Source organism: Arthrobacter sp. NPDC058127 (assembly GCF_042884555.1).
Classification (GTDB): Bacteria; Actinomycetota; Actinomycetes; order Actinomycetales; family Micrococcaceae; genus Arthrobacter.
In genome coordinates this window covers 51,906-68,720 of record NZ_JBHVTT010000012.1, presented here as the reverse complement: position 1 = coordinate 68,720, position 16,815 = coordinate 51,906, and the positions used below count along the sequence as shown (strand labels likewise).

At 64.9% G+C, this 16,815-nt stretch carries 14 protein-coding genes; 9 read left to right on the top strand and 5 right to left on the bottom strand.

The window, feature by feature from the left end:
* Positions 1-4: 4 nt before the first annotated feature.
* From kdpA to ACFVTG_RS16020, 5 genes are read left to right on the top strand one after another with little or no spacing between them, the layout of a single operon-like run.
* On the top strand, positions 5-1,672 hold the full coding sequence (gene kdpA / locus ACFVTG_RS16040) for a potassium-transporting ATPase subunit KdpA (protein WP_390281902.1): 1,668 nt from the start codon (positions 5-7) through the stop codon (positions 1,670-1,672).
* A complete protein-coding gene (gene kdpB / locus ACFVTG_RS16035) occupies positions 1,669-3,807 on the top strand; it encodes a potassium-transporting ATPase subunit KdpB (protein ID WP_390281901.1) in 2,139 nt (712 codons plus the stop codon). The genes kdpA and kdpB overlap by 4 nt, the downstream gene beginning before the upstream one ends.
* Positions 3,808-3,816: 9 nt before the next feature.
* Positions 3,817-4,428, top strand: coding sequence for a K(+)-transporting ATPase subunit C (kdpC, locus tag ACFVTG_RS16030; protein ID WP_390281899.1), 612 nt, complete (start codon positions 3,817-3,819; stop codon positions 4,426-4,428).
* 56 nt (positions 4,429-4,484) lie between these two features.
* Positions 4,485-7,127 (top strand): ATP-binding protein, encoded by a 2,643-nt coding sequence (locus tag ACFVTG_RS16025; RefSeq protein WP_390281898.1) that lies wholly within the window; start codon positions 4,485-4,487, stop codon positions 7,125-7,127.
* Positions 7,124-7,801: a response regulator gene (locus ACFVTG_RS16020; protein ID WP_390281897.1), complete on the top strand. Its 678-nt coding sequence runs from the start codon at positions 7,124-7,126 to the stop codon at positions 7,799-7,801. Before ACFVTG_RS16025 ends, ACFVTG_RS16020 begins: the two co-directional genes overlap by 4 nt.
* A gap of 8 nt (positions 7,802-7,809) precedes the next feature.
* Here ACFVTG_RS16020 and ACFVTG_RS16015 read toward each other — a convergent pair whose 3' ends face one another.
* Complete coding sequence (locus ACFVTG_RS16015) at positions 7,810-9,684, bottom strand: ABC transporter ATP-binding protein (RefSeq protein WP_284751513.1); 1,875 nt, start codon at positions 9,682-9,684, stop codon at positions 7,810-7,812.
* A 100-nt stretch (positions 9,685-9,784) separates the two neighbouring features.
* Between ACFVTG_RS16015 and ACFVTG_RS16010 the strand changes: the two genes are divergently transcribed.
* From ACFVTG_RS16010 to ACFVTG_RS16000, 3 genes are all read left to right on the top strand, one after another.
* Complete coding sequence (locus ACFVTG_RS16010; RefSeq protein WP_284988925.1) at positions 9,785-10,216, top strand: MarR family winged helix-turn-helix transcriptional regulator; 432 nt, start codon at positions 9,785-9,787, stop codon at positions 10,214-10,216.
* Positions 10,217-10,399: 183 nt separating this feature from the next.
* Positions 10,400-10,678, top strand: coding sequence for a hypothetical protein (locus tag ACFVTG_RS16005; RefSeq protein ID WP_390281896.1), 279 nt, complete (start codon positions 10,400-10,402; stop codon positions 10,676-10,678).
* A 246-nt stretch (positions 10,679-10,924) separates the two neighbouring features.
* Positions 10,925-11,239 carry a carboxymuconolactone decarboxylase family protein gene (locus ACFVTG_RS16000; protein WP_390281895.1) on the top strand — a complete coding sequence of 105 codons (315 nt, stop codon included), beginning with the start codon at positions 10,925-10,927 and terminating at the stop codon, positions 11,237-11,239.
* A gap of 73 nt (positions 11,240-11,312) precedes the next feature.
* Here ACFVTG_RS16000 and ACFVTG_RS15995 read toward each other — a convergent pair whose 3' ends face one another.
* Together ACFVTG_RS15995 and ACFVTG_RS15990 are read right to left on the bottom strand one after the other, a co-directional pair.
* Entirely contained in the window at positions 11,313-11,756 is a 444-nt protein-coding gene (locus tag ACFVTG_RS15995) for a hypothetical protein (protein ID WP_284751510.1), read from the bottom strand.
* 62 nt (positions 11,757-11,818) lie between these two features.
* Positions 11,819-12,913, bottom strand: coding sequence for a hypothetical protein (locus ACFVTG_RS15990; protein WP_284751509.1), 1,095 nt, complete (start codon positions 12,911-12,913; stop codon positions 11,819-11,821).
* 237 nt (positions 12,914-13,150) lie between these two features.
* Here ACFVTG_RS15990 and ACFVTG_RS15985 point away from each other — a divergent pair, with 237 nt between their 5' ends.
* A complete protein-coding gene (locus ACFVTG_RS15985; protein WP_390281894.1) occupies positions 13,151-14,092 on the top strand; it encodes an NAD-dependent epimerase/dehydratase family protein in 942 nt (313 codons plus the stop codon).
* Here ACFVTG_RS15985 and ACFVTG_RS15980 read toward each other — a convergent pair whose 3' ends face one another.
* The gene (locus ACFVTG_RS15980; RefSeq protein WP_390281893.1) at positions 14,093-14,797 is read right to left on the bottom strand and encodes an alpha/beta fold hydrolase; all 705 of its coding nucleotides are present in this window, start codon (positions 14,795-14,797) and stop codon (positions 14,093-14,095) included.
* A gap of 74 nt (positions 14,798-14,871) precedes the next feature.
* A complete protein-coding gene (locus ACFVTG_RS15975; RefSeq protein ID WP_390281892.1) occupies positions 14,872-16,788 on the bottom strand; it encodes an FAD-binding monooxygenase in 1,917 nt (638 codons plus the stop codon).
* Positions 16,789-16,815: the final 27 nt, after the last annotated feature.

Here is a 16,815-nt window from a genome sequence, read left to right as displayed (position 1 = left end):
CCGGATGGTTTTCAGCATTGCCTCCTTCGTCACCCAGGTGGCCGTCCTGCTCTTGCTGCTGGTCTTGGTGCACAAGCCGCTGGGCAGCTATCTTGTCCGCGTCTTTGAGGGCAAGAAGTCAACCCGTGTGGAGAGGCTGTTCTACAGGCTGTCCGGGGTTGACCCGGAAACTGAGCAGAGCTGGTCGATCTACCTGCGCAGTGTCCTGGTCTTCTCTGCCGTGTCCATCCTGGTGGTGTTCTTGCTCCAACGGCTCCAAGGCGTCCTGCCCGGGAACAATTCCCTCCCCGGTGTAGACCCTTGGACGGCCATGAACACGGCCATCTCCTTCGCCACGAACACCAACTGGCAGACCTACGTCCCTGAGTCCACCGTGGGCATCTTCGTACAGATGTGCCTGCTGGCCGTGCAGAACTTCCTCTCTGCCGCCGTCGGAATCGTGGTGGTGGTCGCCCTGATCCGCGGTATCGCGCGAACCCGGACGGACAGGCTCGGAAATTTCTGGGTGGATCTGGCACGCACCTCCTTCCGTGTGCTGCTGCCGATGGCCGCGCTCGCGGCCATCGTGATGGTGATCGGCGGTGTGGTGCAGAATTTCTGGGCCACCGACGTCGTCAACCAGGCAGCAGGTGTCACCCAGACCATCCCCGGTGGGCCGGTAGCCTCCCAGGAAGCCATCAAGATCCTGGGCACCAACGGCGGCGGCTATTTCAATGCCAATTCCTCGCACCCCTTCGAGAACCCGAACGTCTTCATCAGCATGTTCGAGGTCTTCCTGATCTTGCTGATCCCTTCCGCCCTGCCATATGCCTATGGCCGCATGGTGGGGGACCAGCGGCAAGGGTACACGGTAGTGGGTGTCATGGGCGCACTCTGGCTGGCGTCCACCGTGCTGATGGGCTGGGCTTTTGCCGGAGCCCAGGGGACCGCGACGGCGGCCGCCGGCGGTTTGGGGGAAGGGTTCGAGCAGCGCTTCGGCGCGGCCCAGAGCTCAATCTTCGCCACGGCCACCACGTTGACTTCAACTGGAGCTATCAACGTCGCCCACGATTCCTTACCGCCCCTGGCAGGCGGGATCGCCATGGTGAACATGATGCTCGGTGAAGTTGCCCCCGGCGGCACGGGATCAGGGCTCTATGGCCTGCTCATCCTCGCCATTGTCTCGGTGTTCATTGCCGGCTTGATGGTGGGCCGCACTCCGGAATTCCTGGGCAAGAAGATAGGACCCCGGGAAATGAAGCTCACCGCGATGTACATCCTCGTGACGCCGGTGGTGGTCCTGGCGCTCGCCGGGATCACGGTCCTGCTCCCGTACGCCATGGCCAACGCACCGGCCTCCGGCCCGCACCAATTCAGCGAAGTGCTCTACGCCTTCACCTCCGGAGCCAACAACAACGGCTCGGCCTTCGGCGGAATCACCAGCTCCGGGCCGTACCTGTCCACCATGATCGGCCTCGCCATGCTGTTTGGCCGATTCCTGCCCATCGTGTTGGTCCTTGCCTTGGCCGGTTCCTTGGCCAAACAGCCCCGGATCCCGGCGTCGTCCGGTACTGTCCCCACCCACGGCTGGCTTTTCGGTTCCCTCTTGCTCGGCGTCACGGTGATCATGACCGCCTTGAGCTACTTCCCGGCCCTCTCCCTGGGCCCCCTCGCAGAAGGACTCCTCAAATGACCCGGTCCAACACGGCATTAGCCTCGGACACCGCCGCCCAGACTTACGCAGACGGAAATCCCCTGGGCACTCCGGGGGAACACAAGCACCACACCAAGGCGCCGGCCAAGCTCGACCTTGCCAGCATCCGGACCGCCCTGCCGGTTGCAGTACGGAAGCTGGGGCCACGCCAGATGATCCACTCTCCCGTGATGTTCACCGTGCTGGTCGGGGCGGCTCTCTGCACGGCCATCTGCATCCTCAAGCCGGCAGTGTTCAGCATCTCGGTGACAATCTGGCTTTGGCTGACGGTGCTCTTCGGCACGTTGTCAGAGGCCATCGCAGAGGGCCGTGGCAAGGCCCAGGCAGACAGTCTCCGGGCCAGCAGGAAAGGTGTCGTTGCCCGGCTTCGGCTGGAGGATGGCACCCTCAAGGAAGTGCCGGGAACAGAGCTGCGGAAGAACGACGTCGTCATGTGCGAAGCCGGGGACGTTATCCCCTCCGATGGCGAGATCATCGAAGGCTTGGCGAGCGTGGACGAATCCACCATCACCGGGGAATCGGCGCCCGTCATCCGCGAATCCGGTGGTGACCGTTCCTCGGTGACCGGCGGCACCAAGGTCCTCTCGGATCGCATCGCCGTTCGAATCACGGCGGTAGCCGGCGAAACGTTCATTGACCGGATGATCAAGCTCGTGGAAGGCGCCGTCCGGCAAAAGACGCCCAACGAAATCGCCCTCCACGTCCTCCTTGTCTCGCTGACTATCGTCTTCCTGGTGGTCACGATGAGCCTGGCGCCGTTCGCTTCCCTGCCGGGGGCAACGCCATCGCCGATCGTGCTGGTGGCGCTGCTTGTCTGCCTGATCCCGACGACGATCGGCGCGCTCGTGCCGGCCATCGGCATCGCCGGCATGGACCGCTTGGTGCAGCACAATGTCCTGGCCACGTCCGGCCGCGCCGTGGAAACCGCGGGAGACATCACCACGCTCCTGCTCGACAAGACCGGGACCATCACGTATGGCAACCGCCGCGCGGTCAACTTCTTCCCCGCCCACGACGTCGAGCGGACCGAACTCATTGAAGCGGCCCGCCTCTGCAGCCTGGCCGATGAGACGCCGGAGGGCCGTTCAATCGTGGATCTCGCGGCGGAAAAGGGCGTCAGCGGCCCGGACCTTGCCGCTCTCTTGAGGGGCTCGGAAGAGTTCGCAGTTGTCGAGTTCAGCGCCAGCACGCGTATGAGCGGCCTGGATCTCGACGGACGGAAGATCCGCAAGGGCGCCGCAACCGCCGTCGCGAAGTTCGTGGCGGATGCCGGCGGCCAGACTCCCGCCGAAGTGGACCGCACGGTGCGGGAAATCTCCGCCCAGGGCGGCACCCCGCTCTTGGTGGCCGGCGTCGGGCACGACGGCGGAGCCCGGGTCCTGGGCACTATCCACCTCGCCGATGTGGTCAAGCCGGGCATGCACGCCCGCTTTGCCGAACTGCGCCGGATGGGCATCCGGACGGTGATGATCACGGGCGACAACCCCATCACGGCCAAGGCGATCGCGGCCGAGTCCGGCGTTGACGATTTCGTTGCCGAGGCCACACCCGAAGACAAGCTGGCCGTCATCAAGGACGAACAGGCCCACGGCCGGCTGGTGGCCATGACCGGCGACGGTACCAACGACGCCCCCGCCCTGGCCGCGGCGGATGTTGGAGTCGCCATGAACTCGGGCACTCCGGCCGCCAAGGAGGCCGCCAATATGGTGGATCTGGACTCGGATCCCACCAAGCTCATCAACATTGTGGGCATCGGCAAGCAGTTGCTCATCACCCGTGGCGCCCTGACCACGTTCTCGGTCGCCAACGACGTGGCGAAGTACTTCGCGATCGTTCCAGCCCTGTTCACGGGCGCTTTTCCTGGACTCGGGCTCTTGAACATCATGGGCTTGGCCTCGCCGTCGTCGGCCATCCTGTCCGCGGTGATCTTCAATGCCTTGATCATCATCGCGCTGGTTCCACTCGCCTTGCGCGGCGTCAAGTACCGCGCTGTCTCGGCGAACCAGGCGCTGGCCAGGAACCTGGTCATCTACGGCCTCGGCGGGCTTGTGGCTCCCTTCATCGGGATCAAGCTCATCGACCTGCTCATTTCCCTCATCCCCGGCATCGGCTAGGAGACAACCATGAACACCCTTTTCGGCTATCTTCGGCAAGCAGGAACGGCCCTGCGGTTTCTGTTCCTGGCCACCGTGGTCCTTGGATTGATCTACCCGCTGGCGATTTTCGGTATCGGCCAGGCCGTTGCGCCCTTCCAAGCCAATGGCTCCATCGTGAGGGACGCGGCCGGAAGGCCTGCCGCTTCCGCCCTCATTGCCCAAGTATCTGCCAACGACGCCGGCACCCAGAGCCCGCTGTGGTTCCACGCCCGTCCCTCGGCGGCCAAGTGGGACCCGGGGGCATCCACTGCCAGCAACCTGGGACCCAACGATCCCAAACTGCTCGACGCCGTCAAAACCGACCGTGCCGCCGTCGCCGCCGCAGAGGGGGTCAAAGAGTCCGACGTCCCCGCCGATGCCGTGACGGCCAGCGGTTCAGGGCTGGACCCGCAGATCTCGGTCGCCTATGCCCGGCTCCAGGTGCCGAGGGTGGCCAAGGCACACGGGCTGAGCCCTGAAACCGTGCAGGCCATGGTGGACCGCCGCACGGTCACGGGACTCGAGGCCTTCCTGGGCCAGCCGTCCGTCAATGTCACGGAACTGAACCTGGACATAGCCGCAGCGGTGCCAGCCAAGTGATTGCGGCCAAATCCGAGCAAGGAACCGGCGCGTTCAACAAGTGAAAGAATGACCACATGGCACGGGCAACGCTGCGCATTTTCCTCGGGGCAGCCCCGGGGGTAGGGAAGACCTACGCCATGCTCGAGGAGGCTCACCGGCTGCGCGGCCGCGGTGAAGACGTGGTGGTGGCCTTCGCCATGGACCATGGGCGCAGCGACACCCGTGCCTTGATGGACGGATTGGAAGTCATCCCGCCGCACACGATTGCGTACCGGGACACCAGCTTTGAAGAGATGGACGTCGACGCAGTCTTGGCACGCAAGCCGCGCACCGCCGTCGTCGATGAATACGCCCACTCGAACATCCCCGGAAGCCGCAACTCCAAGCGCTGGCAAGACGTTGAGGAGCTGCTCGACGCCGGCATCAACGTCCTGTCCACGGTCAACGTGCAGCATCTGGCTTCCCTCGGTGACGTCGTGAGTGCCATCACTGACGTCCGGCAGGCGGAGACGGTGCCCGACGACGTCGTGCGGCGCGCCGATCAAATCCACCTTGTGGACATCTCACCGGAGCTGTTGCGGCAACGGCTGGGCGACGGCAAGATCTATTCGGCCGACAAGATCGACGCCGCGCTGTCGAACTATTTCCGGATGGGCAACCTGACGGCCTTGCGGGAATTGGCACTGCTGTGGCTCGCCGACCGTGTGGACGAAGGCCTTGCGAAGTACCGTTCGGAACAGGGGATCGAGGCGAGCTGGCCAGCCCGGGAACGCATCGTCATCGGCCTCACCGGCGGGCCCGAAGGGGAAGTCCTCGTCCGCCGGGCTGCCCGGATCCTCAAGCGGGTCAACGGCGGCGACTTGCTCGCGGTGCACGTCCGCGCCGCCGATGGTGTGGCCTCGGAATCTCCGCAGGCGTTGGAAGCCCAGCGCCTTTTGGTCCGGGATTTGGGCGGCAGTTACCACACGGTGGCCGGGGAGGATCCGGCCAAGGCCTTGCTTGACTTCGCCCGAAGCGTCAACGCGACGCAGATCGTCGTCGGGATTTCGCGACGCCGGAGCCTCGTTGGCAGGCTGACTGGCCGGGGGATCGGCAACCGGGTGGTGCGGGACTCCGGCGATATTGACGTGCACATGGTTTCGCATCCCTTGGGTGGCCGGGGCGTGGACCGTCCGCGGCAGCGGGACCTCGGCCGCACCAGGGTGACTGTCGGCTTTGCCATGGCCGTAGTCCTTCCGGTTCTTTTGCAGCTCCTGCTGGCCGCGAGTCCTTCGCACAGCATCGCGACGGCGGTGCTTCTCCAGCTGACGGGCTCGGTTGCCGTTGCCTTGGTCGGCGGGTTGTGGCCCGCCCTGCTCGGTGCCTTGTGGAGCAGCCTGTTGGTGAACTTCTTCTCCATACCGCCTGTGGGGACCCTGACCATCAGCGACCCCGAAAATATCCTGGCATTGCTGGTTTTCGTGGGCGTTTCAGCCGCTGTTGCGGCCGTGGTGGACGTCTCGGCCAGGCGCTCCAAGGAAGCCGCCCGTGCCCGTGCCGAGGCCACCACCCTGGGTGACCTCACGCGTGGGGCGTCGAGCGCCGAGGACACCGTCGAAGGACTCTTGAACCAGGCGCTGGACGTATTCCAGATGCGCGGGGCGGCTCTGTACAGGGCCGCGGGCCCGGCTGGCGGGGCTGCCGACGGCTGGCGCCTCGTCGCGCAAGCCGGAGAGGCCGCACCCCTCCCTGCCGACGGCGGCGAAAACACCGAACAGATCGACGCCGGAACCCGCCTGGTCCTGTCGGGCCGCATCCTGCCGGCCAGCGACCGCCGCTTGCTCAGCGCCTTCGGCGCGCACCTTTCGGCCCAACTCGAGAGGCGGCAATTGGCGGCGAGCCGACGGGAGGTCAGGCGCCTGGCCGAGAGCAACACCATGCGCACTTCCATCCTGCGCGCCGTCTCCCATGACTTGCGGACTCCGCTGGCCGGCATCAAATTGGCCGTGGGCGGCTTGCGGCAAAGCAACGTCCACTACACACCCGAGGAGGAACAGGAACTGCTGGCAACCATCGAGGAATGCTCGGACAGGCTCGACGTCCTTGTGGGGAACCTCCTGGACATGTCCCGCATTACCTCGGACTCCGTGAACGCACTGATTCGCCCGGTGCGCTGGTACGAAGTGATCCCGACCGCCCTCCATGGCTTACCGCCGGGGCGGGTGCGGGTCGACCTGCCCGGAAACATGCCGGAGATCGACGCCGACGCCGGGATGCTGGAACGCGTCATTGCAAACATCGTGGAGAATGCCATCAAATACGCTCCGGATTCCGATGTTGTGCTGGTGGGAGCCGCGGGTGGCTTCAGCTCGTCCACCCTGGATGGGAAGCCGTCCGGAGAACTGCGCATCATCGACCACGGCCAAGGAGTGCCCGCCGAAAGCGTGGTCAGGATGTTCCAGCCATTCCAGCGGCTCAACGACGTCCCTTCCACCACCGGGGTTGGCTTGGGGCTTGCCGTGGCCAAGGGATTCACGGAAGCGATGGGAGGCACGCTCACTGCGGAAGAGACTCCCGGTGGCGGCCTGACCATGGTCATCCGGCTTCCGCTGTCCACCGGGGTGACGTTCCCGCATGACTCAGCGCAAGCTCCCTTGGAGGCGCAATCGGTTCTCTTGCAGCGCCGTCATGTGCCGCCGTCGGGCAGTCCCGATAGCGCCTCCAGGGAGGCGAGATGAGCAACGTCCTGGTGGTGGACGACGATCCCCATATCGTCAAGGCCTTGCGGATCACGCTCCAAGCCCATGGTTACAGCGTGGCCACCGCGTCCGACGGCGAATCGGCCTTGCGCTCTGCCGCCCAGCACCCGGTGGGCGTCTTGATCCTCGACCTGGGCTTGCCGGACATCGACGGAACCACGGTCATCACCCGCTTGCGGGAATGGAGCAGCGTGCCCATCCTGGTCCTCTCCGCACGGCACGGCTCCGACGACAAGGTGGAAGCCTTGGACGCCGGCGCGGACGACTACATCACCAAACCGTTCGGGCTCGACGAGCTGCTCGCGCGCCTCCGGGCGATCCTGCGGCGCACCTCTGACCCGGGCGAAGAAGCGCCGGTGCTGGTCACTGAATCGTTCACTGCGGACCTTGCCATGAGACGCGTAACGCGCGACGGCGAAGACGTCCGCCTCACGCCGACGGAGTGGAGGATCCTGGATCTTTTCGTGCGCAATCCCGAGAAGCTGATCACCCAACAGCAGCTCCTCAGCGAGGTGTGGGGCCCGGCCTACGCCAAGGAGGCCAATTACCTGCGCGTGTACATGGCCCAGCTCCGCCGGAAACTGGAACCGGAGCCCGGGAACCCGCGCCACCTGATCACCGAGGTAGGGATCGGGTACCGGTTCATGCCGTGAGGCGGGCTTTAGGCTGTCATGGCGTGATTTTCGAACTCGACAGTCCCTCCGGCATCGACGAGCCGCGCATACGCGCCGCCTGAATCGCGAAGTTGTCCGGGCGTTCCGAACTCCACGATCGCACCGCCAGAGAGGACCGCCAGCTGGTCCGCTTTCTCCACGGTGGAGAGCCTGTGGGCGATGGTCAGCGTAGTCCGGCCAACGGCCAGCCGGTCGAGTGCCGCCTGGACGTGGGCCTCGGTGGCGTTGTCCAGGGCGGACGTGGCTTCGTCGAGGACCAGTACTTTGGGATTCCGCAGGATGGTCCGGGCAATGGCCAGGCGCTGCTGCTCTCCTCCGGAGAACCGGTGGCCCCGGGCGCCGACCATCGTGTCCAGGCCGTCGGGCAAGCTTGCAATCAGGTCCGCGATCTGTGCCGAGGCCAGGGCCCTCCACAGGACGGCGTCGTCCGCGCCGGGTGCGGCCAGCAGGAGGTTTTCCCGAATGGTGTCGTGAATCAAGTACGTCTCCTGGGACACCACGCCCACAATTTTCGTCAGGTCCTCCGGGGCGATGTCGCGCACGTCCACGCCGTCAATGGTGATCCGCCCGGCGGTGGCGTCATGCAGGCGCGGGACCAGCGAGCCCAGCGTCGATTTACCGGAGCCCGTGGGGCCCACGATTGCGGTGCTGGTGCCGGCCGGAAGCGTAAGGTCGACGTCGAGCAGAACGTCAGTGCCGCCGTCGTACGCGAAACGGACGGCCTCAAAGCGGACCTCGCCGCGCACTGCGGCCGGGTCCAGGGGGGCGGGCCGCGCCGGGGGAGTGATCTCGGGAGCCAGATCCAGGTACTCGAAGATGCGGCTGAACAGGGCCATCGCCGTGACCCATTGGACGCCGAGATCCAGCAAGCTCATGACGGGGCGGAAGATGGCGCCCTGCAATGCGGTGAACGCCACGAGCGTGCCGATGGTCATGCCTCCGCTAGTGACGGGCAGCCCGGCGGCGAGGTAGATCAGCGCCGGAATAGCCGAGAAGATGATGCCCATGGTGGACATCCGCCAGCGGCCGGCCAATTGGGAGCGCATCTCCAGGCCGATCAGCCGTTTGGAGCTTTCCGTATAGCGGTGGGCGTCGCGCTTGGTGGTTCCTAGGGTTTTCGAGAGCCGGACGCCGGAGACTGACAGCCCTTCCTCGACCTGTGTGTTCATGGTGGCCAGTTCGCTCTGCAGCGTTGACGTGATGTTGCGCCGGAGCAGGGCCACCCGGCGGGTGAACCAGACAGCCGGCGGGATCACTATCAGGGACAGGAGTGAGAGCCCGGGAGAAATGGCCACCATCGCGATGGCAGTGGCAATGGCGGTGGTCAGGTTGGAGGCAACGCCGGTCGCGGTGGAGGTGATGACTTGCTGTAGGCCGGAAATATCGTTGTTCAACCGCGACTGTACCTCGCCGCTGCGGGTCCGGGTAAAGAATCCGAGTGATTGCTTCTGCAAGTGGGTGAACAGGCGCGTGCGCAGGGTATGCATGATCTTCTGGCCCATGCCGGTGGTCATCCAGGTTTGCAGCACGCCAATAAGCGCGGTTGCGGCGGCCACGGCGATCAATCCGGCGGCCAGCCATGCGAGAAGCGGCAGATTCTTGCTGGGCAGCGCGACGTCGATGATGTGGCGGACCAGGAACGGCTGCGCCAGGCCTATGATGCTGGAAGCGCTGATGAGAAGCACGACGACGGCGATGGTCGCCTTGTGCGGGGTGAACAGCCCGGCGATCCGTTTGAGGCTCACGGGGTGCTGTTTCAACTGGGTACGGTCCGCGGGATTGAGGCGGGCGGGGCCGCGGCCGGGACTTCGGGCTCCGACGCCCGGTCGATGGGGATTTTGGGTGAGGATGTTCTCCGTCATAAGCACCACCTCCAGTGGCGAGCGGGGAGCGGGAATCGCGCCTACTAATACAGAGGTTACCTCACTATGTGGCTACAGGTCAAATTGCTAGACTGACAGAATGCAGTCACAGCCCTCAGATTCTGCCGACCTTGGCGATCTCTTCCATGCCGCCTTCCGGGGGCTGCGCCGGACCTGGGCCGAGCAGCTGTCTCCGTGGGAGCTGACGCCGCACCAATGGCGGGCGCTCATGACTCTTATGCGCCCGGCGCCAGGGGACCCGATTCGGCTGAAAGACTTGGCGGAACGGCTGCGCATTGCGCCACGATCGGCCACGGAAGTGGTGGACCAGCTCGAGGTCAAAGGCCTCGTCCGCCGCGATCCGGACCCCACGGACCGGCGCGCCACCCTCGTCGCCGCCACCAGGGACGGGCAGCAACTCTTTGCGAAGATCAGCGCTGAAAGGCGTGGCAAGTCCTCCGAGTACTTTGCCCGGCTCAGCGCAGAAGATCGCGCCGAATTGGCCCGGATTCTGGGTCAGCTCGGGGACTGAAGCGAACGCCGCCCGCCTGCCAAGTTGCCGCAGAGTAGGTAGAGTCGAAGCCATGACTCGCCGGAAGGTTCCAGTTGCCCTCGTCGCGCTCCCTTTCGCGTTGTGCCTGATCGCACTTGCGCCAGCAGAGAGAGCGGGGGCCGCAAACTGCGATTCGCAAGGGCTTCTGGGGGTGGTTGGCATGTGCTCTCCCGCCAACTACCCATCTCCCCGGCCATCGGAAAAACCCACTCCGTCGGCCACGGCTATCCCGCCTGTACAACCGCAACCCCAGCCGGATCCCGGCGTCGCGGTTCCGTCCGGTGGCGCCTCAACGCCTTCGACGGCGGTGACCGTGCGGGCGGACCCAACTCAGGCCGCGCCACCGGCGGCAACCACAGCTACAGTGCCTTCGCCGATCGTTTCCAGCCTGAGCCCCTCGACGCAAAATTCAACCTCTGCGGCGACCGCTACCCGGATTGACCCGGGCGCCCCCGCCCAGAGTGACCATCCCATTACTCCAACCGTCTCAGTGGCTGGAATCCTGGTGGCCTTCGGCGGAACCCTGATTGCCGCGGGCGGAGTGGTAGGCCTCAGAAGATATCCGCCGCTTTAATCCCGGCCCCGAAATTCCACCGGAAACAGGTAATAGCGGACCCTGCCTCATTCCGGTGTGCGTTCCTAGGATTGAAAGCAAGCAGACAAGCTTTCACCAACAAGGAGAACCCCATGACCGAGCCATCCCGTGCCCAGCAACTCGTCGGAGACATCTCGCCCAAACTTGCCTCCCTTACCGACGACGTTCTCTTCGCTGACGTCTGGGAACGCCCCGAGTTGGCCAAGCGGGACCGGAGCCTCATTACCGTTGCCTGTCTCGTGACAAGCGGCAGCACTGAACAGCTTTTCGGGCACCTGCGCCTCGCGAAGGCAAACGGACTCAGCGAAGCCGAATTGAGCGAGGCTATTACGCACCTGGCGTTCTATGCGGGCTGGCCCAAGGCGATGTCCGCCATGGCGGTCGCCAAGCAGGTGTTTGCCGAGTAGCCAAGTCCGCGCGAGTAGCCAAGTCCGCGTCAGGGGCGCTTAGCGACCCCTTTCCCGGTTGCTGTTCCGGAAGTCATGCCTGCGGGGTTTGCCCTTGGAGGGAGGCAATCTGTGCGCGCGCGGCTGCGATGAGCTCCTCATTCGTGTTGGCGTGCCCGTTGAGGCCCCAGCCGCCGTCGGGCGCTTCCGTGAGAAGGACCCAGGTTCGATCAGGCAGTGTCGGGTCCGCAGCCGCCGTCGCGACGAGCGCGGTGAGCTGTTCGACCAAGGCCAGCTGTTTGTCGCGGTCCAAGGCGCCCGCGTTCGTGAGGACCTGGACGCGCACGTAGTTGCTGTCGCCGTCGACATTCGACAGATCCCCCGCCGGGAGTTCGTGGATGAATGCCGCCGTGTTCTTGCGGAACATCGGGATATCCGGCACCTGCTCCACACGCATCACCGTCGACGCCAGATCAACGGCGAGCTGATGCTTGTCGGTAAAGGTCCCTGTCGTGGCGAACACGTCGATCATGGGCATGATGCTTCTCCTCTTCGAGGCAGTTCAACGGTCATTTGTCGTGCCATCCTTGCACCTTGATGTCACCGTGTCTTCCTCTGGGCAATCATTTGCGGGTCGTCTGGCTTGACGTCCTTGGAAGTGCGGTTCTTCGGCCGGTGCGGCATGATCGGTTCGGACGCGAAGCGTCGTGGGCCGCTCCACATTGATGGCGGGGCGTCGATCGCGTAGGCGAGGGCGTATGCGACCCTTTCATAGTTGACGCGCCAGCCCCTGAAATGGGGCCAGGCTTGCTCCGCCGTCACCTCAATCGGGTAATCGACAGTCCTCATGAGTTCCACGGCCGCTTGAAAATCTTCAAAAGTCACATCGAGTTCGGAATCGGGATCGGGGTCTTCCTCGACAGGGATACGAATAGCCCGGGCCACTTGATTCAGGCAGGTGAACCCCATCCGAATGACCAGCCGCGCCCGGGTGCTCGGGGCAGAACCCGGACTCAGGGAAAGCTGCAACGCGGCCGCGTCCATGACGCTGAGGAGGGAATTGAGCCAGTTCGATTGCGGTGAAGGCGAACGGAACCATACCAAAGTGAGGTAGGTGCTGTGTGATTCGGCTACGTCCGCGGCCCATCGTTCCCACCTTTGGTAAAGCTCGCTGAGCTCGCTGGTGCTGGTTTGAGCGGCCATCCCGAACCGCGTGCGCACCAGGAGCTCCGGTCCCCATGAGGGTGAGCCCGCCCTCGATACCAGGAGCGTTACTTCCGCCTCCCGCCTGTTGAAGGCCGCATAGAGCGTTGGGAGGTAACCGATCTGCAAAGCAATCACGATCAACCCGGTATAAGCGGCTACGTAAACCAACACCGTGTTGCCGACATTCCATGGAGCAGCGTAGCCAAGCGTGAACATCGCGGAGCCGGCCTCGCTTGCGGCTTGCCAGAGGTCACCGTCGACGAATGGAAGAAGCAGGAGACTGAACGACAAGTCGAACACGATCACCCAAACCAGCAGGCGGACGAACAGCGCCATGGGAGACTGCCAGGCAAGGATCCGATCACGTACTTCGTACGAGGTGAGGGGCTTTGTGATGACAAAGAAGATTTTCGCAGTGACCAAATGGGTCACCCGCGAAAGGTTGCTGTGCAGCGGTCGCGGCACGATCAGCGTTCCGATCACACTCATCCAGTTCAGGAGCAACCCAAGCAACCCGACTGAAAAACACGCCCACATTAGTACTGTCAATGCGCTCTTTCGACATGGTTAGTCACCAATTCAGCTATTGACCACCAGTAGGGACAAAGCTGATGAGGCTCGTATCATTCATTCCACCCTCGGATCTTGTCAAGGGTGAGGGGCTGCGTCGTGCTTCGGTGCGACGTCATCAGCAAAGCATCGCCGGAGAGTTAGGGAGTAACCATCGTGGCAAGCCATCTCATCCTCGGCGCGGGACTCGTGGGCGGGACGCTCGCGAAGCAACTTACCGCCCGTGGCGATCAAGTCACGCTCGGCACCCGCAGCGGCACTACGGTCCCCGGCGCGCCTCCAGTGAAGCTGGACGCAAGCAACGCGGCCGACGTGACACGGGCTGCGCACGGAACCGACACGATTTTCGTTTGCACCAACCCGCCGTACACCAACTGGGTAGCCGACTGGCCTCCGATCTTCGACGCCGTGATCAAGTCGGCGCGTGACTCCGGGGCCGCGCTTGTGCTCATGGGCAACCTCTATGCATACGGACCGCCGGACGGTCCGATGACCGAGCATTCACAGCTCGCCACGAGCGAGAGAAAGGGATTGGTACGCAAAGCGGGTTGGGCGAAAGTGCTTGCGGCGCACGAACGCGGTGAAATCCGGGCCGCGGAGGTTCGGGCGAGCGACTACTTCGGTCCTGGGGCGGTGGGGATGTCGACGCACCTTGGCGGTGGCTTTTTCGAACCACTCCTGGCCTCCAAAACGGCGCGTGTCGTTGGGGACCCCGCACTGGAGCACAGTTGGAGCTTCCTGCCCGATATCGCCGCGACACTTATCGCGGCCGCAGACCACACGGGCGAATGGGGACGGGCCTGGCATGTGCCGAGTGCATCCGTCCCGCGCTCGGAAATCGCGCGGCAGGTGAATGAGCGTTGGGGCGTGAAAGGCCGGGTGGCCCCGATCCCGCAATGGTCACTTAAAGCCCTCGGCACCGTCATTCCGATCCTGCGCGAGATCTCAGCTTCCAGCTACGAATTCACGATGCCCTTCGTGATCGACTCCGAGGAGACGCAGAGGATCCTGGGCGTCACGGCAACATCGTGGGACCAAGCACTGGAGGTCACTGTGGACAGCTACCGCAAGCCCGAAACGAGCCATTCGGTGCGGTGACTAACCCCTCCGCTCAACCGCAGCGAGAATGGCTTCCCCGAGCTCAGTCGGCTTGGTGAACTGGGGCCAGTGTCCCGTGGGCAGGTCCATGAATTCGACGTCGTTGATGCGCGCGAGCTCGGCCACGAAGGGGTGGCCGGACTCGATCCATTCGCCGAGCAGGCTGGAGGGGAACTCGCACGCGATGATGGTGGCCGGGACGTCGTAGCGGCGCACATCGTGCAATCGCTGCCTATCGGTGGTCACGTTCTTTGGCTCCGGGATGGCGCGTGCGCGGAAGGCGGCCCGCAGCTCCTCGTTGAGGTCCACGAGGTCCTCATTTTCGAAAAGCTCCCATGGCGGCAGGGGCACGGCATCGCCCTCAACAGGAAGTTCGTCGTTGATGACGCCGCCCTCGCCGAGCGGTCCGCTGTCAACGTAGACCGCCCGGACCACGCGGTCCGGGCGGGCGTCGACCGCGCCGTGGATGATGGCGCCTCCACCGGAGTGGCCGACCAGTACGACGGGATTGTCGACGGCGTCGACGGCCGCTACTACTGCGTCGATGTGGTCCCTGAGGCCGATGCCGGACCTCGGGGCGTCAATGGCCTCCAGCCCAGGCAGCGTGAGTGGGTGGACCGTGTGCCCCGCAGTAACGAGCAGCGGCGTGACCTCCGACCACGAAGAAGCGTCCAACCAGAATCCGGGAACCATGATGATGTCCATGCCGGTACCCTACGACGGGCCACCGACAGAATGAACCCTTGCGTTGGTCCCGCACTCCGCAACGCGCCAACAGCTCACACCGTCGCGGTCCGGCCCGATCGAAGGAGGGGCGCGAAGAACGCGGCGAGTTCCGCCGTCGCGGTCAGGGGCAGGACGTTCGCGACGTACTGGTCCGGGCGAACGACCACCACGACGCCGCCGCGGTCCAGTCCGCGCAGCTCGAAGATGTCTGCCGAGGGGTCGGTGCCGTAGACGTTCTCGAGGTACGTGAGCTTGAACGGTCCGACCTGGGGCTTGAATGCCGCCGGCACGGCCCCGATGTCGACGCCTGTGTGCTCCTGCTGGTAGATCACCTTCACGTCGAACCACGCGTCCCGGTCGGCGCCCGACGGCGTTGCGGCCAGCGGCGAGTCCGGCGAGTTCGCGATCCACCCGGCAAAGTCCGCGACGGGCGAGAGCCCCTCTTGTGCCGTGCCGGCTTCGCTTGCGTCCGCGAAGACGTAGATGCGCCACCGTCCGTCGGCCTTGGCCTGGTGGCCGAGCTGGACCGGGTTGGTATCGCAGACGCGCACCACGGGCGCGGACTTGAAACGCTTGCCGATGATGAATCCCGCGGCCAGGTCCTGGTGTATCGGCTCGGCGATAAGGGCTGAGGGGGCGTAGTGGGTCATGAAGCCGGCAGGGAACTCCGCGGTGCTCACGTAGAAGTTCTCCAGCTCGGTGGGGTCCTCGAACTCCTCGGGCTTCTTCGCCATGAGCGTGGACCACTCTTTGTCGAAGTCGATGAGGTTCTTGGCAACGACCTGGCGCTCGGCCGAGTACGTGGACAACAGGCTCTCCGGGCTGCGGCCTTCGAGCACGTGTCCGAGCTTCCAGGCCAGGTTGAAGCCGTCCTGCATGGAGACGTTCATGCCCTGGCCGGCCTTGGCGCTGTGGGTGTGGCACGCGTCGCCGGCGATGAACACGCGCGGTGTGCGGGTGCCGCGCTCCTCCGGCAGGACGTCGTCGAACCTGTCCGTGAGGCGGTGGCCCACCTCGTACACGCTGTGCCAGGGGACGTCGCGCACATCGAGCGTGTAGGGGCGGAGGATGTCGTTGGCCTTGGCGATGATCTCCTCGATGGTGGTGTTCCGCACGGAGCGGTTGTCGTTCCGGTCCACCTCGCCGAGGTCGACGTACATGCGGAAAAGATGCCCGCCCTCGCGCGGGATCAACAGGATGCTGCCGCCCGTGCCGGACTGGATCGCGCACTTCGTGCGGATGTCGGGGAAGTCCGTGACGGCAAGGACGTCCATGACGCCCCAGGCGTGGTTGGCCTGGTCGCCGGCGAGCGTGCAGCCGATCGACTCCCGCACCTTGCTCCGCGCCCCATCCGCCCCGACGACGTACTTGGCCCGGACAACGCGCTCCCGGCCCTCGTCCGGTCCGGCCGTGTGGTGGAGCGTGACCGTGACGGGGTAGTCGCCCTCGCCCGTGACCTCGAGGCCGCGGAACTCGTATCCGTAATCGGGGGCCATGCGGGCAGGGGAGTTCGCCATGAACTCGGCGAAGTAGTCCAGCACGCGCGCCTGGTTGACGATCAGGTGCGGGAATTCGCTGATGTCCCCGGTCGGATCGTCAAGGGCCCGGGCGGTCCGGATGATGCGCGAGGGATCCGCGGGGTCCGGCTTCCAGAACGCCATCTCGGTGATCCGGTACGCCTCGGCAATGATCCGCTCGGCGAAACCGAAAGCCTGGAACGTCTCCACGCTCCGGGCCTGGATACCGTCGGCCTGGCCGATCGCGAGCCTCCCGGCGCGGCGCTCCACAATCCGGGTTGTGACACCCGGGAACTGCGACAACTGCGCGGCGGCAAGCATCCCGGCGGGCCCGCTGCCCACGATGAGCACGTCGACCTCCTCCGGAAGGTCCACGGGCCTGTTGACGCCGACACCGGCGGCCGGCTGGACCCGCGGGTCACCGGACACATAACCATGATGGTGGAACTGCATGGGCTTTCCTCACTTCGTCGTGTGGTT

What these genes read in the sequence shown, in the direction of transcription:
- kdpA (WP_390281902.1), top strand. Translation starts at nt 5, where the DNA reads ATGGTTTTCAGCATTGCCTCCTTCGTCACCCAGGTGGCCGTCCTGCTC.
- kdpB (WP_390281901.1), top strand. Translation starts at nt 1,669, where the DNA reads ATGACCCGGTCCAACACGGCATTAGCCTCGGACACCGCCGCCCAGACT.
- kdpC (WP_390281899.1), top strand. Translation starts at nt 3,817, where the DNA reads ATGAACACCCTTTTCGGCTATCTTCGGCAAGCAGGAACGGCCCTGCGG.
- ACFVTG_RS16025 (WP_390281898.1), top strand. Translation starts at nt 4,485, where the DNA reads ATGGCACGGGCAACGCTGCGCATTTTCCTCGGGGCAGCCCCGGGGGTA.
- ACFVTG_RS16020 (WP_390281897.1), top strand. Translation starts at nt 7,124, where the DNA reads ATGAGCAACGTCCTGGTGGTGGACGACGATCCCCATATCGTCAAGGCC.
- ACFVTG_RS16015 (WP_284751513.1), bottom strand. Translation starts at nt 9,684, where the DNA reads ATGACGGAGAACATCCTCACCCAAAATCCCCATCGACCGGGCGTCGGA.
- ACFVTG_RS16010 (WP_284988925.1), top strand. Translation starts at nt 9,785, where the DNA reads ATGCAGTCACAGCCCTCAGATTCTGCCGACCTTGGCGATCTCTTCCAT.
- ACFVTG_RS16000 (WP_390281895.1), top strand. Translation starts at nt 10,925, where the DNA reads ATGACCGAGCCATCCCGTGCCCAGCAACTCGTCGGAGACATCTCGCCC.
- ACFVTG_RS15995 (WP_284751510.1), bottom strand. Translation starts at nt 11,756, where the DNA reads ATGCCCATGATCGACGTGTTCGCCACGACAGGGACCTTTACCGACAAG.
- ACFVTG_RS15990 (WP_284751509.1), bottom strand. Translation starts at nt 12,913, where the DNA reads ATGAGTGTGATCGGAACGCTGATCGTGCCGCGACCGCTGCACAGCAAC.
- ACFVTG_RS15980 (WP_390281893.1), bottom strand. Translation starts at nt 14,797, where the DNA reads ATGGACATCATCATGGTTCCCGGATTCTGGTTGGACGCTTCTTCGTGG.
- ACFVTG_RS15975 (WP_390281892.1), bottom strand. Translation starts at nt 16,788, where the DNA reads ATGCAGTTCCACCATCATGGTTATGTGTCCGGTGACCCGCGGGTCCAG.